25 protein-coding genes are annotated in these 26,008 nt (G+C 49.6%); 13 read left to right on the top strand and 12 right to left on the bottom strand.

The window, feature by feature from the left end:
- Nucleotides 1–551 precede the first annotated feature (551 nt).
- The 3 genes from OU997_RS03275 to OU997_RS03265 all read left to right on the top strand — a co-directional run bounded on the left by OU997_RS03275 (nt 552) and on the right by OU997_RS03265 (nt 4,864).
- A complete protein-coding gene (locus OU997_RS03275; protein ID WP_267808960.1) occupies nt 552–2,519 on the top strand; it encodes a hypothetical protein in 1,968 nt (655 codons plus the stop codon).
- A gap of 212 nt (nt 2,520–2,731) precedes the next feature.
- Nucleotides 2,732–4,234, top strand: coding sequence for a hypothetical protein (locus OU997_RS03270; protein WP_267808958.1), 1,503 nt, complete (start codon nt 2,732–2,734; stop codon nt 4,232–4,234).
- A 336-nt stretch (nt 4,235–4,570) separates the two neighbouring features.
- Entirely contained in the window at nt 4,571–4,864 is a 294-nt protein-coding gene (locus OU997_RS03265; RefSeq protein ID WP_267808957.1) for a hypothetical protein, read from the top strand.
- A 546-nt stretch (nt 4,865–5,410) separates the two neighbouring features.
- On the opposite strand, the gene OU997_RS03260 is transcribed toward OU997_RS03265, so the two are convergent.
- The 3 genes from OU997_RS03260 to OU997_RS03250 form a co-directional block, all read right to left on the bottom strand.
- The gene (locus OU997_RS03260; protein WP_267808956.1) at nt 5,411–6,076 is read right to left on the bottom strand and encodes a DUF2931 family protein; all 666 of its coding nucleotides are present in this window, start codon (nt 6,074–6,076) and stop codon (nt 5,411–5,413) included.
- Complete coding sequence (locus OU997_RS03255) at nt 6,076–7,626, bottom strand: T6SS phospholipase effector Tle1-like catalytic domain-containing protein (protein ID WP_267808954.1); 1,551 nt, start codon at nt 7,624–7,626, stop codon at nt 6,076–6,078. Before OU997_RS03255 ends, OU997_RS03260 begins: the two co-directional genes overlap by 1 nt.
- A gap of 443 nt (nt 7,627–8,069) precedes the next feature.
- Entirely contained in the window at nt 8,070–8,528 is a 459-nt protein-coding gene (locus OU997_RS03250; protein WP_267808952.1) for a hypothetical protein, read from the bottom strand.
- A gap of 487 nt (nt 8,529–9,015) precedes the next feature.
- Between OU997_RS03250 and OU997_RS03245 the strand changes: the two genes are divergently transcribed.
- The 4 genes from OU997_RS03245 to OU997_RS03230 all read left to right on the top strand — a co-directional run bounded on the left by OU997_RS03245 (nt 9,016) and on the right by OU997_RS03230 (nt 12,569).
- Nucleotides 9,016–9,735 (top strand): hypothetical protein, encoded by a 720-nt coding sequence (locus OU997_RS03245; RefSeq protein WP_267808951.1) that lies wholly within the window; start codon nt 9,016–9,018, stop codon nt 9,733–9,735.
- 113 nt (nt 9,736–9,848) lie between these two features.
- A complete protein-coding gene (locus OU997_RS03240; protein ID WP_267808949.1) occupies nt 9,849–10,481 on the top strand; it encodes a hypothetical protein in 633 nt (210 codons plus the stop codon).
- A gap of 140 nt (nt 10,482–10,621) precedes the next feature.
- Nucleotides 10,622–10,999, top strand: a complete 378-nt coding sequence (locus tag OU997_RS03235; RefSeq protein ID WP_267808947.1) for a hypothetical protein — start codon at nt 10,622–10,624, stop codon at nt 10,997–10,999.
- Between the two features lie 196 nt (nt 11,000–11,195).
- Nucleotides 11,196–12,569, top strand: a complete 1,374-nt coding sequence (locus OU997_RS03230; protein WP_267808946.1) for a hypothetical protein — start codon at nt 11,196–11,198, stop codon at nt 12,567–12,569.
- 943 nt (nt 12,570–13,512) lie between these two features.
- Here OU997_RS03230 and OU997_RS03225 read toward each other — a convergent pair.
- The 8 genes from OU997_RS03225 to OU997_RS03190 form a co-directional block, all read right to left on the bottom strand.
- Nucleotides 13,513–14,274, bottom strand: coding sequence for a Fic/DOC family protein (locus OU997_RS03225; protein WP_267808944.1), 762 nt, complete (start codon nt 14,272–14,274; stop codon nt 13,513–13,515).
- A complete protein-coding gene (locus OU997_RS03220; RefSeq protein ID WP_267808943.1) occupies nt 14,271–14,534 on the bottom strand; it encodes a hypothetical protein in 264 nt (87 codons plus the stop codon). Before OU997_RS03220 ends, OU997_RS03225 begins: the two co-directional genes overlap by 4 nt.
- Nucleotides 14,535–14,699: 165 nt before the next feature.
- On the bottom strand, nt 14,700–15,011 hold the full coding sequence (locus OU997_RS03215; protein ID WP_267808942.1) for a hypothetical protein: 312 nt from the start codon (nt 15,009–15,011) through the stop codon (nt 14,700–14,702).
- Complete coding sequence (locus OU997_RS03210) at nt 15,012–15,371, bottom strand: hypothetical protein (RefSeq protein WP_267808941.1); 360 nt, start codon at nt 15,369–15,371, stop codon at nt 15,012–15,014.
- A gap of 140 nt (nt 15,372–15,511) precedes the next feature.
- The gene (locus OU997_RS03205) at nt 15,512–16,720 is read right to left on the bottom strand and encodes a hypothetical protein (protein ID WP_267808940.1); all 1,209 of its coding nucleotides are present in this window, start codon (nt 16,718–16,720) and stop codon (nt 15,512–15,514) included.
- A 261-nt stretch (nt 16,721–16,981) separates the two neighbouring features.
- Nucleotides 16,982–18,088 (bottom strand): PIN domain-containing protein, encoded by a 1,107-nt coding sequence (locus OU997_RS03200; RefSeq protein WP_267808939.1) that lies wholly within the window; start codon nt 18,086–18,088, stop codon nt 16,982–16,984.
- A 95-nt stretch (nt 18,089–18,183) separates the two neighbouring features.
- Entirely contained in the window at nt 18,184–19,059 is an 876-nt protein-coding gene (locus tag OU997_RS03195; RefSeq protein WP_267808938.1) for an ImmA/IrrE family metallo-endopeptidase, read from the bottom strand.
- A 14-nt stretch (nt 19,060–19,073) separates the two neighbouring features.
- Entirely contained in the window at nt 19,074–19,445 is a 372-nt protein-coding gene (locus OU997_RS03190; RefSeq protein WP_267808937.1) for a helix-turn-helix domain-containing protein, read from the bottom strand.
- 210 nt (nt 19,446–19,655) lie between these two features.
- Here OU997_RS03190 and OU997_RS03185 point away from each other — a divergent pair, with 210 nt between their 5' ends.
- The 6 genes from OU997_RS03185 to OU997_RS03160 all read left to right on the top strand — a co-directional run bounded on the left by OU997_RS03185 (nt 19,656) and on the right by OU997_RS03160 (nt 24,931).
- Nucleotides 19,656–20,405: a multiubiquitin domain-containing protein gene (locus tag OU997_RS03185; RefSeq protein ID WP_267808936.1), complete on the top strand. Its 750-nt coding sequence runs from the start codon at nt 19,656–19,658 to the stop codon at nt 20,403–20,405.
- Complete coding sequence (locus tag OU997_RS03180) at nt 20,380–21,567, top strand: ThiF family adenylyltransferase (protein ID WP_267808935.1); 1,188 nt, start codon at nt 20,380–20,382, stop codon at nt 21,565–21,567. The genes OU997_RS03185 and OU997_RS03180 overlap by 26 nt, the downstream gene beginning before the upstream one ends.
- Nucleotides 21,564–22,010 carry a DUF6527 family protein gene (locus tag OU997_RS03175; protein WP_267808934.1) on the top strand — a complete coding sequence of 149 codons (447 nt, stop codon included), beginning with the start codon at nt 21,564–21,566 and terminating at the stop codon, nt 22,008–22,010. The genes OU997_RS03180 and OU997_RS03175 overlap by 4 nt, the downstream gene beginning before the upstream one ends.
- Before the next feature lie 350 nt (nt 22,011–22,360).
- Nucleotides 22,361–22,993, top strand: a complete 633-nt coding sequence (locus OU997_RS03170; protein WP_267808933.1) for a hypothetical protein — start codon at nt 22,361–22,363, stop codon at nt 22,991–22,993.
- On the top strand, nt 22,993–23,856 hold the full coding sequence (locus OU997_RS03165; RefSeq protein ID WP_267808932.1) for an ImmA/IrrE family metallo-endopeptidase: 864 nt from the start codon (nt 22,993–22,995) through the stop codon (nt 23,854–23,856). Before OU997_RS03170 ends, OU997_RS03165 begins: the two co-directional genes overlap by 1 nt.
- The gene (locus tag OU997_RS03160) at nt 23,849–24,931 is read left to right on the top strand and encodes a beta family protein (RefSeq protein WP_267808930.1); all 1,083 of its coding nucleotides are present in this window, start codon (nt 23,849–23,851) and stop codon (nt 24,929–24,931) included. Before OU997_RS03165 ends, OU997_RS03160 begins: the two co-directional genes overlap by 8 nt.
- Here OU997_RS03160 and OU997_RS03155 read toward each other — a convergent pair.
- Nucleotides 24,906–25,472, bottom strand: coding sequence for a sce7726 family protein (locus OU997_RS03155; RefSeq protein ID WP_267808928.1), 567 nt, complete (start codon nt 25,470–25,472; stop codon nt 24,906–24,908). The genes OU997_RS03160 and OU997_RS03155 overlap by 26 nt on opposite strands.
- Between the last annotated feature and the right edge of the window lie 536 nt (nt 25,473–26,008).

Below are 26,008 nucleotides of genomic sequence, written 5' to 3'. Positions count from 1 at the left end.
CACCTAGGGTCTGGGTTCAAATCCCTAAAATGGATTTGAACCAGTGCGGGAGGCTGTCTATTGAATGCAAGGCCAGGTGCGGTGCTCTTTTATATCCGCTTGTGTGTCCGGCCCATGGGGCCAGGCGCTTTCTCGGCTGGATGAATACCGGAATGAGCCCACATGTGCTCGTCTACAACCTGAAACTGGGGCTGGGAGCAGTGCCTTAATGGATGCAATGAGTGCCTAAGACTTTTTCTCCAGCTCGAGAGCTCGACTTAGCTGGCCTTCAGAGGCCCACGCCTAAGAAATCAGTATCGTCGAGTCTGAACCTTGGCTGAAGCACTCAATGGCCTTGAGAGTGGCAGAAAGCCCAAAAATACCGCCCCCAACACCTGCCGCGATTTACACAGTCTGGACTTGCGCCGTCTGTAACAAGGCTGATTCAGAGCTTATGGACTAACATATTGAAGATCACGATAAATCAACGTGTGGCTGCTGAACGCTCCTAGCACTGCGAGTTTGATGAGCCTCACAGATATCTCGACACACCTGACTAGAAGGATCTTCTTGTGCGTGCGTTACTCTATCTTGTGGCTTTGGTTTTCTCGTCTTCTGCTGTGAGTGCCGACATCCAGTGGGCAGTGAAGAATGGGTTCCCAGTTTTCAGAGACCCTGAAGCTTTCAACCGAATCAAAGATCGCTGGAAGCCGGATATGTTCACCGCTGAATTTCTGGCCAGTCTGAACACCCAAGATATCCGTACGCTTTTGCCACTAACAGGGGAAACCCTCTGGGATCCACAAAAGCGTGTCTACGATGAGGCAAAATTATTCAACCCCAAACACTCAATAGTTGCTCAAGCTGTCGGGTACTCTGAGGGGGCTTCATGCACCTGGTTCCACGATGGGAAAAAACTTGGTCTTCCTATTTCGTGCAATCTGAAGCGTGAGATCCCAGATATTGAAGAGCGCAAGCCATTCGCCCTCATGGTGAGGATTTCTGATGGCCAGGAGGTAGAGAAGGAAGACCTTGAGATCAAAACTCGCTTTATTGTTGGACTCGGTGATTCATTTGCTAGTGGTGAAGGGAACCCTGATCACGCAGCGATAGGGACTAATCTGCCAGTCGAAGCGTTGAAGAAAGGGGCCAATATCTTGGACACCCCTGGAAAGGTTCATGGTCGTTTCAGGGACAGTGCCAAATGGTGGGACGTGACTTGCCACCGCTCATTGCTCTCGTGGCAATCTCTGCGAGCTATGCAGATTGCTGTAACTAACCCAGATACAGTGGTGAGATTCGCCTCTTTCAGCTGCTCTGGAGCAGAAGCCTATGACGGCTTTTTCAGAGCCCAATTGAACCCTCCTGTTATTGATGAGTCGCCGAGTGGGGTCTACATCCATTCCGAGCGAGATGGTGGAAACTTCAGAGACCCCTCCGGTAAGTACGAAGAGGATAAGCTTTCTACTCCAGCTCTGAACAAGTCACAGATGAATGCACTGATTGATCTATTGTGCATTGGCGGAGTCAGGCGAGCAGCAGAACGTCACAATTTTGGTATTGAGCAGCGCCCACTTCAAGGTCGACTCTATTACGGCAAAGTAAAGTTCGACAGCTGTGATGGGAAACTGCGAAAGGTCGACGATGTCTTAATGTCGATTGGTGGCAACGATTTTGGCTTCGCTGGAGTAGTTAAGTGGGGTCTAGTACCTCGTAGGGTATACCCTGCTGGCGACATCAATTCTAGCATTCCTCTCGTTGCTCTATATGCGAAAGCCAAAACAGATGCCAAGCTTCAATGGATGTACGTTTTTAGAAAAATCGCCAGAGTTATAGACCCAAATGATGCCAATAAGGCGGCCAAGGGGCATCTAAAAATAATTTATAAGCAGATCAACTACGCTCTTAACAAGTACGCGGGGATTGATCCAAAGAGAGTTACTGGCCTCGTATACCCCAACCCCATCCAGCGACCACTTCCTGGTTTCTGTAGTTCTAGGCTGGACTACGGAAACGTCATGTTCACAGCCCACGTTGAGAAGCAGGCAAAGTTAATTCCAGGTTTCAATGTTAGGGCTAAATACTTTCAGTTCCTCTTAGACGAAGAGTCAGCGAAGGCTATTGAGGAAATTTTCATTAATAATCTTAGGGCCTATCAAGTAAATGCGATGAGCGAAACGAAGTGGAATCAGATCGATTCTAACGAAGTTTTCAAAGGGCGTTCGCTTTGCAATGTGGCTCCAAACTGTCAGGCCGGAGTTGGTTGTCCGGCCAACGAATTATTCACATGGTATAAGCCAGCAAAAGAAGCTGATCAACATGCCTCAACAATGCCCATTCAAAGCTTCGAGAACTGGCAGCCCTACGCTAGTGATCGCAGCCGTGCAGTGCGTACCGGCAACGACTCATTTATGACCCAAGTTCGATTTGATAAAGCCGGCGGGCTCGAAAACGACTGGTTCAATGGCCCGATCCATCCCGACGCTATAGCACACGCTGGAATCGCAGATCTGATTGCCGCCCGGGAAAAAAGCAAGTGACAGCAGCTGACACTTCACTGGGCAGCTTGCAAAGCCAAGCTGCTTGGTGCAGCTCTGACAATATATTGTCACATTGAACACTCTAACCGCTGAGGTGCCCGACGAGCTTTTTCATATCGACCGACCATGGCGGCATAGTGCCGTTGACTTTATGGGAGAGACAACTAGCCTCGTTATGAAAGGATTTCAGCGTTTCCCGAGGAAATAACTCTATGACATACCGGCTCGATGTTATGAAATCTCAGCAATATTTTCAATCCAATGTTGTACGCTTCTTATGGATGCTAATTGTTGTGGCTGTATTTTTGCAAGGATGCTCAGGGCCTTCTGGTTCCGCCACACTTTATAAGGAACACAACGGCTTTTTGGCGTCAGCATTCCCTGATCAAAACTCTACGGCATTAACTGGCGCTATTAATAAAACAACACCGGGTGTTGACATGCAAGGAAAGGACGTCTATGCAGTTTTTCTTTCTGATGGATATTTCAAATACTTACCAGATTTAGGTGGGGTGAATGAAGTTGTAGTAGTGGCGGAATTCACCGAGGTTAGTTCAGGGACTGAAGGCGATACTGTTACTACCGTGCTGGGCCCTTTCGATGGCATATCTGACAGATCTAAAAGTCCAATTTTTAACAAACTAATTTATGGCCCTAAAAAACTTGAATCTGATCAGGTCAGCGTTTCATTGACGGTGATTGAATATGATCAAGGTGAAAACGAAGACGCTGCGGCCTTTCTAGACTTCATTGCATCTGCCAGCAAAACCTTTTCCTTCGTTAACCCGGTTACCGCAGCCGAACGCGCTTTTACTAAAGAGATCGCAAAAAGTTTGCTTTCCTTAAACAAGGACGATGTTGTGCTGCGCGTTAGCTTCGACTTGGTCGGAAACTCTGGAAACTTGGAACGATACCAAACCACTAACGGCTCATTTATTCCATTGTTGCCGGGTAACTATGTGCTTGTAAACCAAGAGGGTTGTGCGATGACCACATGCTTTGGTTACCTGTCTAAGGAAGGTGAGTCCCGTAATCCTGTTGCCTATCTGGGTGATGCCGCGCTTTCTCTCCCCGTAGTCGTTCGCCGAGGCTTGACCGACACACCAGATGCTAGTTCCTTAAGGGATATTGATACGGAAAAAATGGCGATAAAGAATCAAAGTGTATTCAACCGTGCGGGGACTGAAAAATTCACCGATAAAACATGGTTAACACTTTCTGTTGTACAAGGGGGAGACCCTAGTCTTTGGGACAAACGAAAATTGTTGCTTAGTGCAGAGAATGCCGTTCAGCGCATAGGTAAATCGTCTGGAAGTAGTATTCAGGCCAGGAATGACTACGAAATTGCTCTTCAGTCATTGCTGGCAGCCCAAAAACAAGAGCAGGCATCACAAGAGAAAGTGCAACTGGTAGCTGAAAAAGATCAACAAGGTAGATATATATTTTCTAGCGCCACTCAGGAAATTTGCCTATTTCACCCACGCACTATTAATACAGGAAAGATTCGCGCGCACTTCTATCGTCTTAGCCAGACCCTGCCGCCAGAGCTTATCGATGAAGCCGATATAGCGCCAAATACGCTAAAAACTACACCTAACAACACCTGTTTTACTGCGAGCACTGCGGCGATGGTAGCTGGAAATTATCAGTTAACACTTGTCTACAGCGTAGGTACCCAGAGCCATAGCCAGACCCTGAATTATACGATTCCATAACCAAAGCATAAGTCGGGGATGTCTTTCAGAGCGAGAGTAGTCCACGGGAAGTAGCGCTTTTCGAAAGCGCTACCGGCGACAGCTGATTGTTGAAATCATGTCGGCGTTTTGGGTTGTAAACGTCTCGATGTAGTCGAACACTTCACCGCGGCCAAACACGGGGGAAACCTGCGCAACGTATGTTGCCAGGCGCTTAGCATGAGGGCGCTGCCTCCAGGCTTCCTCCCATCACGCGGGATCTGGCGGTATCACACGCACTCGGTGAATTTGATGTTAAACAACGAGCTGGAATCTGCTTAACGTGGCGGGGCATCAATCAACCTAGGCGTGAGTTTCATGACCCCCCCAAAATCTCCCTACACTGGCATGATTAGCTCTGCCAACGATCATTACCATGGTGTGAAATCCATCAATGAGAATGGCGCTATAGACCATGCCCATAAGCTGGCGCAGATTTATCTTCGAGAAGGTAAGGCCTCGTCCTCCCAGGATGCCGTCTCCTTGGCAAATAGAGAGATTCAACGCCTAGAAGAAAACAGCCGTGGTGAGCAGATCAACCGCCAAGCGCGGATGGAACTCGACGCCGAGCGTCAACCTGAGCCCGATCCGAGCGGAGCGTTGTTCGTTTAAGACTACCCAGTGAGCCCGGTCACTTGGAATGGCTGGGCATTCTCATCGCACAAAAGGATTTTCTGATGCCACCGCGCGCGCTTTATCGCACTGACCAGCTTGAGATCGTAAAGCATAAGCTTCCAGTGATTCTCACATCGACCAATAAGGAAGTGGCGCGTTTGGCTAAGCATTGCCACTCGGATGAGGTGAATCGTCTCGCAATAATCCTCGCAGAGGCCCCGAGACTGCTCCATCACAAGTGGCTTGCGCAGATCATGGGAAGCGTACCTATTAAGGCTTGGATTGAAGGCCCGGATAGTGAGCCGTATGTATCGTCTCCAAAAGACGTATCCATGCGTTTTCTTTGCGAGCGGCTTCCTCAGCGGGGGCGCACAAAGCGTAAGGGGAGCACATTTACCACCTGATCAGGGCTGAGGGCTGGCTTCAGAGCCGCCAGGAAACGCACAAGCAATGGGGAGGAACTCGCCCAGGCGCAGGGCGTCCTTCAAGTTAAGCAGTCAACCATTTGCCTGAGATGGCGTTATCTGGCAACAGTATGGACGGTTACCAACTCCCGTACGGAATGCCGTATTTCTCGATATAGCGCTTTGAAAACTCGCTGACCTTGTGAGCGTAACGGCCCTCACTATTGCCCTGATCTGGCCCCAGAGGTTCTATCTCGGCCTGGGCGCGAGCTACTTTTACTTGCTTCCTGCATTCGTCCCCGACCCAGACCTGCACAATCCCCCCCGGAGCCAGGCCAAGGTGCATTGAAGCCATATAGCGAGCTTCCCGCTCAGGTGTTTTCGGGCAACGACGGTGTGTTGATGTGTGCATGATTTTCCGTGCTTCTTCGGGTATATCCACCCAAGCACGATATGTTTTCTGCTCCACTACGGACTGCCAACGCACAAAAACTCGCTTCGGCAGGTCTGCACCAGTAACGCCATGAATTCCTCCACCTAGATCCCTCGGCCAGCCCCGTGCAAGCTCGGTCGCCACACCATAATCAGAGCTGCCAGAGCCAATGACGCCACCAGCGCCATGATTGAGAATGCGACCTTTAATATCCTCCACCAAGCTAGCTTCAACCCAGCCGCTCATATAAATCGGCCCAGTAAATTGGAGGTTCCATTGGTGGTCTTTGGGATCATTCTCACCCGAGAGAGGATCGGTTGCCTGACAACCGCCCAACAGCAGCACGCCCAGCAGGGCGATTAGTGGCTTCATCACAATAGTGTCCAGTCCGGTACATGGGGATGTTGTAAGCGAGCGCCATCAGCACTTGGCGCGTTGATGTAAACCAGCTTGAAGCCACTGGGGGTTAGCTTGCCGAGGGGGTTATTCCAGTGCCCGGAGGTATGGATATAGCGGCCCTTGAGCAAGGCTTCATCGGCAGCAGTGGTGCTGTAGTCACCGCCCACAAATCGATCACAGAGTGGTTGAAGCTCAGCCGGCAATCTGTACTTGGACAGATCCGGAATGTCATCAAACGGAACCCCGTTCTGTTTGGCAAGCGCGTACATCACCCGCAGATAAACCCGAGACAACTCACCCTTTACAGGGCGCTTGAGTTGCAAACCGGCATAGACACGCTGTTGTCGTGGGGCGAGGCGATCTTGCGGGTCAGCGGGCAGCAACTTAGGGGCAGGCGTCACAACTTCCAGAACCGATGCTGGCCATCCTTCTGCGACCATACGGGCCTTCGCCTGGGCCGCATCTCGGTAGATTGAGGTGGTTTTTACATCCGTACCTTGTCGCACTGTCAACGCCTGCATAGGGCTGACAAGTACGCACTCTTCAGCCTCCGCCAAGTACCCACCGCCAATATCAGAATGCGCACCTGGCAAGGTGATTTCGCAGTGATCAGGGCTTACGGTGCTCAGTGCAAAGTTGGCGCGTAGCTCATCACGCGCCACCAAGTGCACCACATTGCTGAAATACCGACTGGCCAAATGCAGTTTGATGCCTGGGGCGATGGAGCTGCTGACATTACCCAGGTTGGTCAACCCAGCCACCGAGGCGACTGTATCGAACAGGCCGATAAAGCCCATATTGATGTCTTGCAGGTATTGGTCAGCGAAGCTTCGGCTGAAGGCTTTTGCGTTGTCACGCAGGGCAGGCCCTAACGGCCCGTTTTTGCCCCGGACAACCTCATTGGCGAAGTGCCGTGCAGCCGCTGCGCCACGGCTAAAACCAAAGGCGTCGAAGGTCAGCGAACTGATTTCACAATCCGGGTTCTGTTCAATAATCTCGCTTACAAGTTCTTTAATCCGCCCAAAGGCTTCCTGAACGCGGCCTTCAACGCCTGTATCACCTCGGCCAGCACCAGAACCTATAACGCTGTCTTTTCCGCCTACGTTGGTACCAATACCGTCAATGTAGAGTCCACGAGACATTGGCCGATGTTGACTGTCGCTTTCCGGACTCACGGATTCCCTGTATAGGTCGCGCAGTTTTCGGACGTTGGTTACATCATTGCCATAACTGCTGTTGGGGTCAGCCATATAGGGCTTACAGCTGGCATCCAGGTCATTCTGTTGCACTGGATGGTGCGCCCCACAGAGTGCGCCCAGCGCACTGTTGCTGGCGTTATTGCCGGTGCCGTCGAAAAACAGCCCGATACGCAGGGCTATTTTAACTTTCTCTGGCGGTGGTGCCGGCTCTTTGCCGTGCTTTTCGTATTCGGCCCAGCGCTGTGCGTGAAGGTCAACGGGCTTTACATCTTTCAGCTCGGCTACTCGCTTCGCCTTTGGTGTGTTTGGGACGTAACCGCTCATTCCTTGATACCTATTCCTTGGTAACGCAAACCATACACGCGGCTTGCATCGCCCAGACGCTACTCATTTATTGGTGCGGTAACGAACCAAAAAAGCAGCAATCATCAATCTAAAGATTGCCCTGCGAACGTATTCCAGTCGAGTTGGATTTTACTTACTCAGCAGGGCTGCTGAGCAGGCGAGTGTAGCGATCTCAAGCTGCGCAATATGTTGCGCAGACCCGCTCCACGCCATGCCTTGTGAGGCACACAAGCATATGTAATAAAATATTACATTGAGGTGCGTTTGCCATTCAGTCGATATTTGATGGGCGCAGAAATGTGGTGGGTCAGAATCATCAGCGCGGTGGAGCACAATCACTGGAATACGCAATCAGTCCATCGGAGAGCGGTTCATCTGCTCAACACGCGACAATTTCCGTTATGGGCTGAAAATGGTTTGCTTCAAACGTATTCATCAATGCCGATTGTGGCTCGAAGCCATGACTCATAAGTCTCAATGGAGTCAGTTTTTTTGTCTCCGTTCATACCGAAAATACTCTTTCCGGAGTCCATTCCCCTGCTAGTCATGAACTCTAAGCTCTTTAACACAGTGACTGCGCTTTCTCGAGAAAGCGAAGCAATATTAGGAAGGTGAATGTCGCTATTCTCTACGCTGTGCGTGGGCGAGGGCGGCTTAGTTACATTCTTTCTGCTCTCTAGCTCCGCACGATTGAATGCGGCCTTGCTTTCTGCAACTGTTTTGGCGGATTCACGCACCCGCTCAGCGTGCTCCGCCTTCATCTCCGGCGGTACAGCTATTTTCGTATGTTTACTTATTTGTAGAGTTCCATCTTCTTTTGTCTTTCTAATATGATCAGTAACACTTTTCATGTTGAATACGGTAGGTGTTATTCCTGTCATGGCGCTCTCCCTGTAGCCTTTTCAATAGATTGATTTTTTATAGTCAATAATTTTAAAAGCAAAAAGTAGACCAGCCCGTTATTGCACCTGGGGTGCAGAGTATTTGGGGGGAACGAAGCCGCCGGCGGCAATTTTTCGCCACCTTAGGTAGTTTTTTTGCCGCGAATCGGCTGCCGTCGAGTAGATGGCGTGCTTGAAGCACTGGATTCAATCTAGCCGCATTCCCCCCGGCGACGTACATAGCAAGCGAGCTACTGTGCCCTTGGGCTCAATAGCCTTTGTCTAAAACGCTATAGAACGATCTTTATACGGTTGCTGACCCCACCTGAACTTAGGCGATAGGCATACAGGTGATGTGACAAGGAGCGTCAAAGGCCGAGGGGATTCAGTAACCCTGTTGCCCTGGGAATCAGCTTGATCTTCAGCATTTCCGTAAGCACTTGCGTTCTTCAGCATCATCGCGGCACCTTTCTGAATGGATAGCATCATGCTCCTGCAAACCCGCAACCATATTCTCGAAGTCCTCGAGAGTCTCGCCATTGGGGACTTCGCATCACGTCCGTTCGACTGTGCCTTCGAATTGCTTGCAGCCCCACCACGCCGTAAGCGCCTGGTCATGGTCGGTTTCAACGGCTCATTGGCCGACGCCATCCACACCAATGCCGGTGCTATATGCGCAGGCTATGAACAGCCAATGTTCTCCAATGTTGCCTATGGCCTAGAAGGTGGCTGGGGCCCGAAGACCTTGGCCCGGCGACTGACAGATCTGCCCGCTGCACTTGGATTTGATTGGCGCGACACCCTCTATACCAATGCCTTGCTGCTTTGCTCACGGGATGCTGCGTCCATACGAAAAGTCGCGGAGCAATCTTCCGCTGCGAGCCTTGAAGTGCTCACGCGCAAATCGATGGACTTCTTTCAGCGAGTGACCATGCCAATTGCGGAAGCGGAGCTGATCATTGCCTACAGCAATGGGCTAGGAAGCCCATCGGCCGCCAAGATTCTCTGGGAAGCGTTTGGCGATGGAGAGGCCTTGGAGCATGTTGATTCTTCCTCTTACCATGCCACTTATGGCTTCACCGCGACCATTGCTGGGCGGAAGGTGCCGGTCGTTGGCATTCGGCATATGTCCAGATTTGCTCCGAATATTGAGGGGATAAAGCTGGCTTGGAGACAGCAGAGGGAGAGGTTGGAGGAATCTGTGTGACCTGAGCGGATTGGTCGCTGTATCGAGCGAGAGGCTGCAGTCGGCCAGAAGGAGTCGCTTGTGACAGGCTTGAATCTGCCGGTGGCAATTAACCCGTATGCAAGGATGGCAATATGATCGCACTGGTGTACTTGCTGTTTTTCGGACTATATCTGCTGATTTCCGCCTATGTAATTAACCGTGCCAACCTTTATGCCACAAAGCGTTTTGGCAAAGGTTGGGTTGGCGGTTGGTTGGCGGCTTTCATGATGTACAACTTGGTATTTTGGGATTGGATACCTGTGTACGTAATGCACAAATACTACTGCTCAACCGAAGCGGGTTTCTGGGTATATAAAACCCCGGAGCAGTGGATTAAGGAAAATCCGGAGACGGTTGGGCAGAAGTGGGGTGCCAATGAACTCCATAAGTCGGAAACCGTCAATCAACATACCCGTAACTATTGGTCGTCGGATCGAATTTTTATGGAAGTCACGCAAACACGTAGTTTTAACGATGAAATCGGACGTAGCGAGGAAATTTTAGTTGATAAGGAGACAGGTGAAATATTGACCCGAGCCATCGAGTTCTATCGTGGTAGCCCAGGTGCTCTAGCTTTGGGAGCTCACTCATTAAGCGACTACAAGATTTGGCTGGGTTTCGGTCATCGTCATTGCGGGCCGGCTAGCGCAATTCAGGGCTTTATGGATTTTTCAAGTGACCATCGCTACGCGCTCGAACAGCTAGGGAGAGGCGAGATAAAGTGACAGAACGTTCCGGGTATCACGGACAGATATGATTGCCCGCTTTTAGCCGGGAGTTGCCGGTAGCAAAAGTCTGGAATCGGCCAGTCGCTCTTCATCGGACGTCCTGGCATTCTGCTTCTAACCAGAAAGGATGATTAGCTATGAAGCACACAAAGCTACGCGGCGCTGGAGACTTCAAGAACAAATCGGTTGTTGAGTACGCCACTATCAGGGTCGAGATGCCCAGCAGTTTGGTTCCTTCAAATTTGCGTGATGGTCACTATCGGGACGATGACGTTGTGACGGGTCTGTACTCGACACCTACTGGCCGGCTCTCATACAAGACGCTATATCTCGACAGTAGTGAGCTGGCGGAGCAATTCGCTGAGCATCTGACCCGCCTTTTTCAGAGCAGACCTTACAGCGAAGAGTTTGAGATCAAGCTTGAGGTTCTGACGACTACGCAGACGGTCACGGCAACAAAGGGCAAGATCAAGCACTCTGCAATCGTAAGGGAGACGATCTCCAAGTCAGAATGATATGAGAGTAGCTTCCACTTGAGCTGCTACCAGCCATGAGGCGCAGTAATGATACCCGCAAGGAATGCCAACAGAGTCTGGAGAGTGTCTATAAAACCTGGGGCGATTCACAAGTTTGAAACGTATATGCATACTCGTCAGCATATTTGTGGCAAGTGATGCTTCGTCTTTAATATAGTTGCGCAGGTCATGCAGAATGAAATTTCTTGACGATATATTGCAGTCAATTTCCGGAAATACGAAAACAAAGGTCAATGATCCTTTCATTGGCGCGTTTATAGGGTCATGGGTTGTCTGTAACTGGAGTCACTTGGCAATCCTAATATGGGGCGACGGAACCACTACAGAAAGGATTAACGCACTTAGTAAATATCTAAAAGAAACTGACGTAATAGCGTTAAATACGATTATTGTCATCCCATTGGTTATGACAATCTTATTTTTGTTCGCTTTCCCTTGGGTGTCATTGCTATTGAAGTCGTTACAGAAATTCGCAAATGATCGACTGCACCAGCAAGCAATATCAATTGAAGTGAGTAAAACTAAACAACAAGAGAAATTGAATAGGCAGAAGCTGTTAGCGGATCCAGAAAAGAGATTTTTGGAGCAGAACGTCCAGTTAGATATTGATCGCCGAAAAGAAATAATTGAACAGTTAAAGCTAAGAAGCGAAAAATTTAAAGGAAACGCTGAAGCGGCAGCCGCCGCTTCAGCGGCGGCGGTAGCAGCCGCGACGGAGGCCAAAAGTCGAGCGAATCAAGCTCAATTAGACGAAGAGAAAAAGCAGCAAAATGCCGCAATCGAAAGACAGCGGTTTGCTGTTGCTAGTGCTAGGTTGAAATCAGCACAGGCATCAAATCGGTTTCCCTCATCTTATAGCCTCATGCTTGCTTTCGAAGAAAGTCTAAAAGCAGATGGTGTTCAACTATCTCTGGGCGGACTAGGTGAGGTCGTAGCAACAATATTTGGTTATGAAGACTTCCAGTCGCTGGTTTTTGATGAGAATTTTAACAACGAAAAGCTATCGCAAGTTGTATATATTTACTATGAGCCTAAAGAGCTTGCGTCAAGACTCGAAGTTATCGTTCAAGACGAAAGTTCGGATAATGAGAGCCTAACAGCAGACCTGCTATTCGATCATGTGATTTTGCTCTTGGAAAATTCAGAATATAAATTGATCGCCGACGATCAAGTAGAAGAGGTGTGTAGGGATATCTGCGAAAAGGATGCGTATGGATTGTTGCATGGCGAGGATTTGTCGGGCCCCATCGCAGAGTCAGATACTATATATGATGAAGTCGAGATCGGTGATTTAGACTCTATTGCGTTTGAAGACGGTTTAAAGGTTGTTTTTTCTGGATCGGCAAGTGGCACTCATAGAAAGAAGTATGATATGCCCGGTCGCGATATTGCGTTTAGCGTCGAAATTAAAAATTCGTTGTTGCTCGGCACCAGAGCTTTGGACGAGTTTGAGGTTGGTGAGGTTAAGGGAAGATTGGTTGACTACCATTATGAGAGCGAAAACGAAGCTGACGCGCGTGAGGGAAACTCTGAAAAGTCTGGTTTTTAGGCTATGCCAGCAGTAATCATCGGATCCTGGTTCATCTTTCCAAAACGCCATAGCGTCCGCCTTGGGCTGAGCACGGGAGTCCCCCCTATTGACGTCGCCTGCAGTTAACTGCATCATTTTGGCTATCGTGTGATTTATGTATTTGAACAAAGAGCCCGCCCTAAGCGGGTTTTTTTATGCCCATTCCAAACCCCGGACGCCTGAGCGATCTGGGGTTTTTTGTTTATGCCAGAGCCCGACAGAAAACACACGCTAGGATCGCTCCGGGGCCGTTGGCTTATGCACAATCAAAGCCGCTGAGCTCCTCGAGCACTCCGGATAACGCATTGTGGAACCAGTAAAAGTTCAATGCAGGTGTGCGTGAGGAATCTTCAATCTCGATTAGAAATCTCTCGAGCCCAAAGCCCTAACTTTCAACAACGCGTTGTACCGCCATGCGCTACAAGCTGCCGAGGATGAGTTTTTCGGGCGTTCAACAGACACTCCGATCTACCGCTAACAGCCTTGGAGGCTGCAGGACACGTGACTGACCCCTGTAGGGTTTTTATCCGGGTGCGCCGCCTGTGCAGAACCAGGTTTGACGTGCTGAACCCCTTCACTGAGCAAGCAGCGAATCGAGTCTGAAACAATTGCTTCAGGTAAAAAACCAAACCTCCGAGAGCTGACCGGCTCAAGGGCTTCTATTTCCCACCATATCGCAGCTATGAGGAGAGTGTGATTGGAGCATAGCAAGATCATAAAAGAGGTACGGGACACTGCGATGAAGCTGCCCGCCTGGCGTTTCGTGCTCTTGAGCACCATTGCTTTGGTTTTCGCCGCTGGGTATTTCGCCGGGAATGTGCCGTGGGACAAACTCCTGTAACCGGTGATTCACTTCGGAGCAGAGAAGTTGAGGCGAGGCTCTTGGGATTGGCGGCATCATGAAGTTTATGAGCCGGCTCAATTAGCCGTCAGCCTCCGGAGGTTTCGGAGTGTCTTGATGATGGGCCCGGTAGGTTTTGTAGATCTGCTGGACTTCCGGGTTATCCATGTTCTCGTACGAGATGTCTTCTTTGTCGAGTCCATCCAGGCCGCGAATACCACCGATGATCTCCGGCCACTCGTCACGGCTCGATATGCCGACAACGAAAGGCTTCAGGTAGTTATCAAGGTGCCCCTTTGAAGGTTCCCGAATCTCGTCGCTAAGCGCTTGCAGGTAGTCATCTTTGCTCGTATCTGACCAATTGATGGCGAAACCGGCTCGATAGCATAGCTCCATGAATACGAGCAGGATGGTGCGTCCGTTGCCGTCCAGAAAGGGGTGAGCGAACGCCAGTTGGCCCATAACCTCACCTGGCTTTCCCTTGAACGTCTTGTTTGCCGCGAGCTTGAACGCATAGTCGACAGCCATACTGATTAAAGCAGGCTGCTCGAAGGCGGTGCTGCGTGGGTCGTGGTGCGACCCTTTGAATACCGCTAGATGCGGAACGAGCTCACTTCGATCTTTGCCGGCCCATGGATAAAACCCGCCAAACAAGATCTTGTGAACTTCACGAACGGTGTCGTAGTCGAGTATTTTCTTTTGAGCCAGGTAGGAAAGAGCATCTTCGATGCTTAGCTCGAAGGTGAAGTGCTCAGTCTTTTTGACGTCAGTAGGATCTTTGAGGCCGAGGAGATTTTGAAGATAGCCGGCTGTTTCAAAATCGCCGAAAGGATCGAAGCTCATGCGCTGAGTTTAGTCTTCGAACGTCTCTTTTCTTGGAGGTAGCGACCCTGGAGCTCAAGCGTTTCCGACTTACTCAGAACGCCTTTCTTTTTAAGATTGACGAGCAACTGCTCAACGTTATCAAGCTCGACCATGTCGCCAGCAAGGCGAGTGATGGTCACAGCCATGCAGCTCATTCCGTCGCGCTCAGCGGTAACCTCGTAAGCTTTGGCAAGCTTGCGGACTTGACTTGCAACACTGACAGCGACTGTTTTGGTCATCGGAAAGGCCTCCATTTGCCTTCAGATAATAGCATCAAAGCCTGCTCAATTGCGTCTGTGCCAGCGCTTCCCGATCATCGTGACAGCTTCGATCTGCTGAGCAGCCATGGTCTCGACCACGTTATGTTTTTGCTGCGCGCTCAGCGCTGACCAGAGTTCTTGTCGCTACCCCTCATGCTGCTGAAATGCTGCAGTTATCGTCAATTGAGCACGGGCCTCGATGATCTCGATCAGCTCGAAGTGCTTGGGAAACTCTCGCTTGAGCCAATTGCTTGGCACGAAATGATGATCGAGATGCACAGCTGTGCTTTGCCCATCAGTAGATGCGCAGAGCATGACGTTCAATTCCGAGTCATCACCGGCCATCGCTGCCGGCACGAAGACAGCGCCCTTGTCGCTGATACCGAAAGAGCGCCGCCATTCGGGGACATGCTTCTGCTCGGGACTGGATGCGGTAAACCAATGGATTTTGACCATTTATTCATACTCGAAGGGGAGCAAAGTAGGGTATGGCAGCGAGTCATCTTCGATTGCTGCCAGCACTTGATCCAGCACCGTCTCCGGGGCATCGAGAGCCCCAAGAATCACATACAGCTCGGACAATAGGTTCACCTTAGCTGCGCGGTCAAAACCAGCATCGCCTCCGACTGGCTCGGCATGATCGAAAGCTCTGGTAACGGCATCCTCCTTGAGCAGATAACGCGCGCCGCAGTCGCAGAGAAACGGCTGCTTGGCGTTGTAGAAGCGATCCTGGGCCTCCCAGCCATATAGCCTGAGTTCTATGGGCTTCCCGCACTTTGGGCAGTATGCAGGTTGCGCATCGGTGAGATAGAGCATGGTTTCAGTCCCGTTCCTGATGACAATGCTCGCTATTGTCGTGAGCCCGATTCAGCGCTGTCCAGAAAAGGTACAAAGGTACAAATGTCCCTTTCGTTTGACATCACCATTGCAGAGCATGAGTCACAAGCTCTCAGCAGCTAGCCCTTTGCTTGCGGTAGTTTCAGCATAGGGTTCAACTTCTTCCAGTTGATCAAACGTTCGGCGTGCTCCTGCCAAGTTGGACTGGGCTCGGTTTTATTGAGGTAATGAGGGCGCAATGGCTTGCGATTTACCCTGCTGTTGCGCGTCATGAGACATAGTCGCGTGTAGTGTGGAAGCTCATGAGGTTTGAGTTCCAGCAGGTCACTTGGACATAGCAGCAGCACATCTCCGAACGAGAATAACTGGAAGCCTTGGATTGCTACTTTGTTAGACGGATGTAGGCGTGTACGCCACTGGAGGTTATCGAGATCGTCCAGCTCGATCTGGTCATCCAGGATGAAATTTGCAGTTGTGTTTTGCCGAATTTCCAGGTTGCCCGCCGCCGCAAAGGTGATGCTTGTCATAGCGCCGGGCGCGAGTAGCAAGAATATCAGGAATAGAATTACGAGTGCGGAGCAACCATATGCAACTCGTCGGTAGATATCGCCTTTAGCAGTATAAAAGACGAACGTTGGAATCAGGCTCAGAACCAAAGTCCCCATAGAAAACTTGGCCACAAACCGGATTGCTTCTTGCGTGTCGTCCCCGACATAGCTGGTGAGAATTAGCGACGTAGAGATAGCAGCTGAGATGACTGTAAACACTAGCGTGACAGCGAGCCAGAGAAGGAAGAGCGCTTGCTGCCAAGTAATAGCCCTGCATGTATTCAAAGCAATCAATATGCGAAAACGCCTGAAGCCCAAGAGCATCAGCAGGCCCAGAACGGTAGTGACCGCAATAATGGATACGGCAATTGGGGTCTTGAAGAGCTCTGAGCTGAAAAATGCCATCAGTATAAAAGTGCCGAACCCGATCAGTAACGGAATCAACAACCAGCAAGCGACTTGGTTGTGCTTACGACGGATTTTGTCGAACTGAGATACGGATATTCCATAAAGCCAAGTGGTCACTGTTAGAGTAATGAGATACGCCGCCATAGTCAGTAGGACTAGAAGCAACCAGATGGCAAGGGCTGATTTGGCATCGGTGGCGGGCATGAAAAGGTCTATACGGCCAATGGCGCGTGTGTAGACATATAGGCTTAGGATACCCACTCCTACACCGAAAAAACTTAAGGTGACGGTAATAGGCGTCCAGTGCTCCAGGACGCGCTTAAGGTTCTTTTTAAAAAAAACGGGGAATGGGACAGTCGGTATCCTAGCCATGAAAATCGTATTCCTTCGAGTGTATCCAAGAGGCGCAAAAATCCACTGGCCTCTTTCGGAAAGACAACAAAAAGTCGCACCACGCGGGTTCCCTCCAATGCCCGCACTTGTCGTGAACTCGATTAAAAACCGTCCAGAAAAGGTGCAAATATCCCTCTCGTTCGATTTCGTCAAGTCAGCAGACCAACCCTGACCTGAATTGAATAGTGCGCAAATTAATAATGTGTCAGAGCGGCTTAAATTAAAAGCTAAGCAATGGGTTTAGCGCAGCTTTCTGAGAGTAATGCGATTAATTTCAACGCTTGATACTACATCATTTTTAGGATGAAAAATAACGCTCGCTTCCAAATCGGCACGAACTAAAAGACTTACCTCTACGATGTCATCCGATAAGTCAGGCTCGCCTTGGCTGTCAATAAAATATTTGTCCGCGTAGTAGTGCGTGTGCGTCATAAGCAACTTTACATCGAGTGTTCGGAAGTCGAATTTGTAGCCAATGAATAGCTCGCCTGAATTCGGCTGAAATTTTCTTATATTTATAATTTCAGAATCTTCCACGCCTTCCCAATCTTCGAATGTTACCTCAAATGCCGCATCTAACATCCGCTGGTCGTAACCAGCCGCGCTTAGCAAATTCTTGATCTCATCCAGTGGGCGAGAGTCCAGATGATCGATTGCCTCTTCGCCAGCCGCACTATCTAGTGTGCCATTGTGTTCAGCGTAGAACTCAGCCCAGTCTATATCATGAACGTCCCCCGTCCCCCATGAGTCTATAAAGCTTTTTATGCCATCATGGATGATAAAATTTGCAGTCACACCGAGCTCGTCGATATCTTCCTGAAGATCTGGATGTAGGCTTACAATACCGCCTCGTTCAATATAAAAATCCTTGGAGTTTTGATTTATAAAAACGATATCCCCCGTGTATTTGCACTTCTTAGCATAATTTAGTAACGAAATCCAAAAAAGACTATCGCGATAGCCTTTTTCATTCTCTCGGAATGGTAACTTAGGCTTCAAGGCTTTTTCTACCAAGAGGGAGTGAGGCACTGACTTGAAGCTAACGAGCTGCACGTCTCGAGTCAATTGTTGCAGCGTGGTGTTTATGTCGTAAACCTTCGACGCGATCTTTTCATACTCATTCGGAATATCTATGCCAAGCTTCGCCAGATCTTTTAGCGTGTTTCCATACGCGCCAATCAATTTTTCCTTGGTTTGCTGATACTTGTTATTGACTTCCTTAGCCGCAATTTCCGGCAGCAACAAAGTGCAGCGTCGGTTGTTACAGAAATTCAATAGCATTTCAAAGTTTGCACTAGAAGCAAACCAGTTGTTGAAGTAAATATTTGTATCTAGAACTATCCACATACGCTTCTGTTATTCCCTGCTTTTTATTTTTAGATTGCTTTAGTCAGCGCTATTGTTCTGTGTTTTTATGAATGAACAATGTCAAGTTTCAACAGTTAATACCGAGGCTTAGACCATCCCGGATAACCGTCTAGTTCTTCCAGAAAGTCATTGCTTACATCATGGGAACTGCGATAACTACTCGATGCTTGGTGCTGTTCAAGCTCCTCAAAAATGAGGAGCGATTGAGTCTGTTTGGTTGGGCTGTGGTAGGTCGCTTGCTCATAGCAGGCGAATCGACGAGCATCATCGCTATTGCTCCAATCCAGGCACTCAGTATCCGCTTCATGAAAGCTGCTGGCGCCGGACTTAAATGCCCTAGCTGCAGCTGAATTAGGAGGTAGCTGGGTGCCTGTCCTGATCCACACTCGAGCATCTTTCAGTGCCTTCGAGGTGACTGAGTATTTGATGACCCCTTCCTCGGCGACTACAAATGCCAAGTGTGCTCCAGAGGCTTGCGCGAATCTGGATGCGATACAAGATCGGGAGGCCTGAAATTGTTCAGCCAGTTCCGTGAGGTACTCGAGCGTGAAGTCTTTCTCTTCAGCAAGAGGCTGAATTATTCCCCAAGGAACCAAGCATTCAGCGGCAAAAATGTCGCAAAGCACCTCTTCAGGCGGGCGACCGGTATAGCGCTCGAGCTCATCAGAGGGAACCTTGTCGCCATGATTGGATTCGAGCTCGAGAATGTGGTGGGCGATCTCATGGAGGATCGTGAATCGCTGCCGTAGCGGGCTGTCGTCCTGGTTGACCCAGATGCAAATCTTTTCACGTCGCTTAACGGTACAGCCGGACTCACCTTTGGCCAGCTCCGTTCTTAAAACCTGAAAACCCAAGAATGATGCCAATGCCTCGGAGTCCACCGGTACTGTCGTTACTCCGGCATCTTTCAGAAGCTTTCTGGCTCGTGCTACAGCAATGTATTCGTCCATGAAAACACTCGCCACTACATCTGTTGAATGAGCGCGATACGCTTGAGCCAAGCCTCTTCCGTATTAGGGCGCTCTCCCCGGAAGCTCATGGTTGCAACGTCCTCGAAATCTTCCCAAGGAATGTCCTCGCGAGTAATCATTAGGCGGTAGAGCGCATCATCGACGGTTACTGGCTTCGCGAGCAGTTTAAAGACCTCAGCTTCCCGATGCCCCAACCCAAGAGCTTGGCCCAGCCGCGATACGACGTCGTCGGAAGGGGCCTGTTTATTGCCCTTCTCTAGTCTCCAGATGTACGCGTGATCCAGATCGCCTGCACGCTTCTCTAGCTCACGAAAGCTCAGCTCTTGTCGTTCACGCATTGAAGCGATGAAGCCAGCCAAATCCATTATTTTCTCCAACCGCTTGCATTGCCCGCATAGGCGGGAGTAGTCTGTTGTCTAGCCAAACAACAGCTGCATTTCACGTCCAATGATAAGCGGCTTTTTTTTGAAGTCCACTGTTGTCTGGCTGGACAGCGACCTAAGGGTCGTTTTTATTGGCGATGGTGTTGTCTGGATGGACAACTACTCGTTTGATTCCTATGAGAGGGCTTTACCATGACGCAGTTAAACGATCTTGATGTAGAGGACGTGGCCGCCGCTGTATCGGCTGGCCGTGAAGTCCGTGAGCACGGGCCATACAAAATCCAAGTGGGCAACGAGAACCTGGAATACCGACCTTTGGTGATTTCGGATCCGGTTCCGACCGGGCAACAGGTATTGGAAGCAGTGGGGCTGCGCCCAGTCGACGAGTACCTGCTCTACCAGATGTATACCAATGGCCATCTCGAGTTGCTTAGCCCGAGCGAGACGACGGATCTGCGCCAAGGGGGTGTCGAGAAATTCTTGGTGTTCAAGAGCGACCGCTCGTTCCGCTTCTTTATTGATGGCCGTTCGCAGGATTGGGGTGGGCAGCGCATCTCTGGCCGCACACTCAAGCACCTCGCTGGCGTCGACTCTCATAAATATGAGGTCTACCTGGTGATTCCTGGCGAAGACGATGAGCTGGTCGGAGACCATGATTTGTTCGATCTGGCCCGTCCTGGGGTCGAGCACTTCGCTGCGGTGGGGATCAATATCAAGGTCTTCGTTAACACCCTGCCTACCTTCGTCCACTCCCGCTACCTCAGCTACTGGGAGGTAGTTCGCCTTGCTTATCCCGATGCGGTGCCAGCACCCAACGCGCAGTTCACGGTGACCTACGCCAAGGGCTTTGAAGGCAGCTCGCTCAACAACCTGGTTGATGGCCAGATCGTCCAAATCAAGAAGGGGATGCACTTCAATGTCACACCAACTGATAAGTCGTAGTCCGCACCTCCTGCGCTTGCGCAACGAAGGGTACAACCTCGAGATCATAGGTTCTTACCTTCTGATTCGAGACGTTCCCTATGTGAATGCGCAGCGCCAGGTCTGCAAAGGCGTGCTAGTCATGACGCTCAATCTCACTGCAGATGTGGCCGAGCGCCCTAACGATCACACTGCATATTTCATTGGCGAAATCCCCTGTGACTCACGGGGGAGGCCACTCGAGCAGATCATCAACAACAGCAACCGGCAGCAGCTGCTGCCTGAGTTGATGGTGAATCATTACTTCTCTGCCAAGCCTCGCACTGGTAATTACGTGGACTACTACGAGAAGGTCTCGTTGTACGTGGCGATGTTGTGTGGCCCAGCTAATGCGATCGACAAGGATGTCACCGCGAAAACGTTCTCGCCTATTCGGTCGGACGCTGAGGAGTCGGTTTTCGCATATACAGATACGGCGTCTGCGCGTGCAGGGATTGGTATGCCAACCGAGAAATTCAAGCGGCTGAAAATTGCGATAGTGGGACTGGGCGGCACTGGTGCGTACATCGTGGATCAGGTGTCGAAGACGCCAGTGGCAGAGATCCACATGTATGACGGCGATGCCCTCCAGCAGCACAATGCGTTCCGTTTTCCAGGGGCGGTACCGTTCGCTGCACTGGAGCGGAGTATGAAAAAGGTGGAGTACCTGCATGAGGTATTCAGTGCAATGCACCGCCATATCATTCCGCATTCTTGCATGATCACTGCGGACAACGTGGGGGAGCTTCGTGCTTTCGACTACGTCTTCCTTTGCGTCGATAACACCAAGGCGCGTGAGTTGGTTGTGAAGGAGCTCAGAGGAACGAAAACCTCGCTACTTGATGTGGGCATGGGCGTTCACCTAGTAGGCGAAACTCATCAGGTATGGGGGATGTGCCGGGTTACAGCGCTGACGCCAGGGCACCATAGCCATGCTGATCGGACGATGCCACTGACGGAGAATGATGCTGAGGACATCTACCGTTCGAACATACAAATCGCCGATCTGAACGCCCTCAATGCCGTGCTGGCAATTGGGATGTGGAAGCGACTCTGCGGCTTCTATTCCGATAATAGTCAGGCTGACCACATCACCTACTTGACCAACCTCAACGAAATGGGCAACAGCGAGGAGAGGCCATGACAATTCGTCGACTCGCCCCGCAGTTTGTAGCGCAATTCCCGGAGAGGCTTGTGCCAGGTGAGCTTTACTTGGCAATGGAGTTCGCTACTGCAGTGCATTTGTGTGCGTGCGGATGCGGATACAAGGTGATCACGCCGTTCTCTCCGACTGACTGGCAGATGTCCTTTGACGGCGAGTCGGTTTCGCTGAAGCCTTCGATAGGTAATTGGTCGTTCCGCTGCCGATCACACTATTGGGTGCGATCCGGTAGGGTTGTTTGGGCTGGCGACATGTCCCAAGAGGCGATCAATGCAGTTCGCAATCGAGATATTCGAGCCAAGGCGCTGCACCAGACGGCTCGCGCGAATGGCGAGGACGTACGCCAACCGGATCGAACTGATATTCAGGTGGAGCCTAAGGAAACAACCTGGTTTGAAAGGTTGAAAAGCAGGCTTGGATTCTGATGGAGGGGCCAAATCGGGTGCGGTGCAGGGACGAAGTGGGAAGCAAAGGGCGAGACCTATGGTCTTGTCCGATGCTCAACAGGTATTAAGGGTGAAGTTTTATTGATTAAGGCGGGTAGCCGGTTAAGCCCCCACTACGCGACGTAGTATCGCTACAGATATATTTGCGAGTTGATTTGTACGAGATTCAACCACGTTTAGGCTGCTATGAACGAAATTGTTGGCATGGTTACCGCCGAAAATCCTATTAAAGCAATGGCTTGTGATCAATTGACACAGGCATTTTGTTCGTTGGTGGCAATTTGCTATATTCATGCGGATAGCCATCCAAGGATGTAAGGCCGCAGCACATGCAAACATTGAAATGCCTCCACACAGGTAAAGATGTCCCCTACAACATCTCCGATGGGATTGATCTCCGCACTACGGTCAGCCTTGACATGGACTGGAGCGAAGAGAAAGCAAGGATCTTCGGACAGCTGATAGCAGATAATCCAGATGCTTTGAACAGCCCAGATAAATGGGGTGAGCTACTCGACTCCTATCAGCTAAATGACTTCCACTGGGCATGGGCTCAAAAAGCCGTGCAGTGCAATTCTGCTGAATATTTTTGGTTTTATTTGACGGCGGACGGGAAAGTCCAGGCTGCTTGTATAATCAAACATCCAAAAGAGAGCAGAGAAGACAATGCGGGAATTTTTTACGTCGACTACCTAGCCGTTGCATACTGGAATCGGCGAAGGAACGGCTATGCCCGTCGATTTGAAGGGGTTGGTACGAGGTTGTTGGTTCATGCAGTAAATTATTCAATTAATGTTCTAGGATATCGGCCTGGATTCTCGCTCCATTCTTTACCTTCGTCAGAAGGTTACTACCGAAGCCTGAAAATGACGGATTATGGCATTGATACCAATTACCAGGATCTCCGCTACTTTGAAGCCTCAGAGTTTGTAGCTCGGTCAATAGCGCAAGGAGCTGCGTAATGAGCGAGGATAATTTCTCCCCTTGGGATGATGTCCCTGTCATTTCACGTTCCGATATATCAACTCGAGCCTTGTTTGAGGCATACAAGAGATTTAGCCAAGAACTGTCTAATAAAGACATTGACTCGCAAAGAGCGGAGAATATGTCGAGGCAAGAGTTCTTAGCAACGCTTGCGCTTCAGTCTACTGAAGTAGCCGGTGTTCTATATAGAAAAAATCCTCAGGCGCACGAAACAAAAATTCAGGCTTGGCTTTCGTCATCTATCACAGAGGCGAAGCGAATTTCACTTACGATGGCGGCGAAATACAAAGGAATTTCGCAGGATGATGTCAGTAACATCGTAAAGTTAAGCGTAAATCCAGAATGCATTGTTGATCTTCCAAATATTCTGGCAGAGCAATACGGAGTGGTTTTGATAATTCACCCCGGCTATACCTCGATGAAGATGGATGGCTGTGTACTCAAGTTGCCGGACTCACGGCCAATGGTTGGAGTTACGCTTCGATATAATCGTTATGATAATTTCTGGTTCACGCTCGCGCATGAGCTCGCCCATCTGTGTCTTCACGACGACCGGCTTGATACCCCAATCGTTGATGATTTAGAAGAAATCGTTACCGAGGATATGGAAGCAGAGGCGAACGCATTCGCCAGAGAAAGCTTTGTCCCGCGTCGTGAGTGGCGTGTGTTATATGAAAATCGTCACAGCGACTCCATGCTAGAGAGAACTTGTGCTGGCCTAGGAGTTCATCCAGATGTTGTTGCAGGATTAATAAGGTTTGCTGCCAAAGACTACAAGCTTTATCCCCGTCATCATCGCACAGTGGATGTAAAAAAACTTTTGGGGTTCGCGGATGTATAATTACGCTCCGTTTTTGAAGTTTAAGCAGAATGAGATTCAGGCCGTATTTTCCATATATCCTGACGTCCAGAATTTTACGCTGCCACTCTTTGATATACCTAAAGAGAAAAAGCAAGATACTGAGTCGGATATACTGAGTAGGCTGCGCAAGGGTGAGAAGCAATTAGCTGCTCATTCCAATAAAATTCCAAATCTTCATTTTTTTATAGATAACTACGATCTTGATGACAGTGTGCTGCTGTGTGGCGCTCAGCAATATAGGTACATTCTCAATGAGCTGAAGGCATACAACATAATCCCTGTCGTTGCTTTTGATCGTGCACCGGATCACAACGTCGCAGCCATTGAATACTGCAAAAACAATAGTGGCAGTCTAGGTATACGGCTGCAAACGGAGGACTTCCAAAGTTTCAATTTGCTTAAGCCGAAACTGGCAAAGATTCTGGCTGAGGCAGCTGGCGTGGGTGTGACAAAAACCTATCTAGTTTTTGATTGTAGATTGATCGAAAAGCAGGGAGACGTTGATGATCTTCATGCTTCGATTGAAAAGTTCTATAAGCAATGCAGTCAGCAGTTTATGATTAGCCATTATATTGTTGTTGGGTCAGTGATTCCCGCCAACATAGCTAAGTTGATGAAAACTAAAACTACGATGATGGTTGAAAGATTAGAGGACAAGCTCTGGAGGAAATTAGCCGCCATTCCGGAGACGTCGACTATTAATTATGGTGATTATGGCGTAGTTAGTCCGGAGTTTTCAGAATCCGATTTACCCGTTAATTTAATGCCGAAGTATATGGCCCCAAAAGTATTTTATACCACTGCCGGGGAGTTCTATGCTGAGCGCGGCGGACAGTTTCAAGGCCATGCCAAAGGGTACGGTCAATATTTCGATATTGCAGATAACATTGTAAGTAAGCCCTATTTTCGAGACGGTGGATATTCAGATGGTGACAAGTATATTCACGCGCGAAGTAATCTGAGTGCGCGGAGGCCTCAAAAAGGGGGGGCGCCGGGTAGTTGGATTAAAGCAACCCTCTCATCTCACATCACGTTTGTTGTGAGAAAGCGTTAGTACGGTTAAGAATGGCACTTTGGATCTGCGCCAAGGCGTCATTTTTATTAACGATAGATCCTAGATTTTTTGCGAAATCATTGCGATTTCCAGACTTTTTCTGGATCACTCCCATTTTCTCGGAAACGTCGAGAAGCTCTTGGCGCCAAAGCATCATGAGCGCCTTATCGATTACGAAGTCAGGATTGTTAGACGCCTTGCGCTCATATTTAAATATGACTCGGTCGCCCTGATCTATCGCAACCAGGATTCCCCAGTATTCAGGCAAATTTCTTAGCGCCCAGCGAACATGTTTAGTAGTAAGAACTAGCGTGAGTTTGGGAAACGAGTGAGAGTATACTTTCGCTTGTGTGAGTATCCGCTGAATGCTGTCAGTTTCGCCTTTGATTTCAAAGCAATGCATTTGCTTATAAAATGCGACGACGTCAGCAATAGCATTGCCATTGTGAATATGAAGCTCTTGCACTATACGGCTAGGTCTGGGAGACCTACTATTTAGATGCTGCACCAGCGCATTTCGAATTTCAGCATCTTTAAGCATGGGAGTAATTGTTCCGCTGTAAAATCTTTAATCTTTTAGTTTACACATGTGGAATAGATAAATCGACAACACTAAGGTGCAATTTCCGTGTATTGGCTACCACATCAACTCGTGTGGACTGCAAGAGGGATTTACTGCTAGCAGCCAGACTGAGCTCACAACGGGTTGTCTTCTGTGTGATCCAAAATACCGGCAACTGTGGCCGCTTGGTACACGATCCACGTCAACCGGACTTATTTTTCTGCTACGTTAGTTTGACTTGCACGGCTCGTGATACATCGTCGGCTCGTCCTCTTGCTCATTCCAGTCAACATTTGCCGGCGCCAGAAAGCGGAAGTGCATATGAATTGATGAGTTGTTTCAGTCGCCCGCTATTGGTCGCAAGCGGATGGTTTCCGAGCCAATACTGAAGGGCTAACTCGGCTCACCAATCAGGCATGGGCGGTGGCGGATCTAATCTTCAGCCGCATCAGTGCCCCTCTCAAGCCCACACAGTAGCAAATGGCAGAGATCAAGTGGCAAGCGATGGCCTGCTC

The organism is Pseudomonas sp. SL4(2022) (assembly GCF_026625725.1).
Lineage (GTDB): Bacteria > Pseudomonadota > Gammaproteobacteria > Pseudomonadales > Pseudomonadaceae > Aquipseudomonas.
This window is presented reverse-complemented; position numbering and strand designations above follow the sequence as displayed.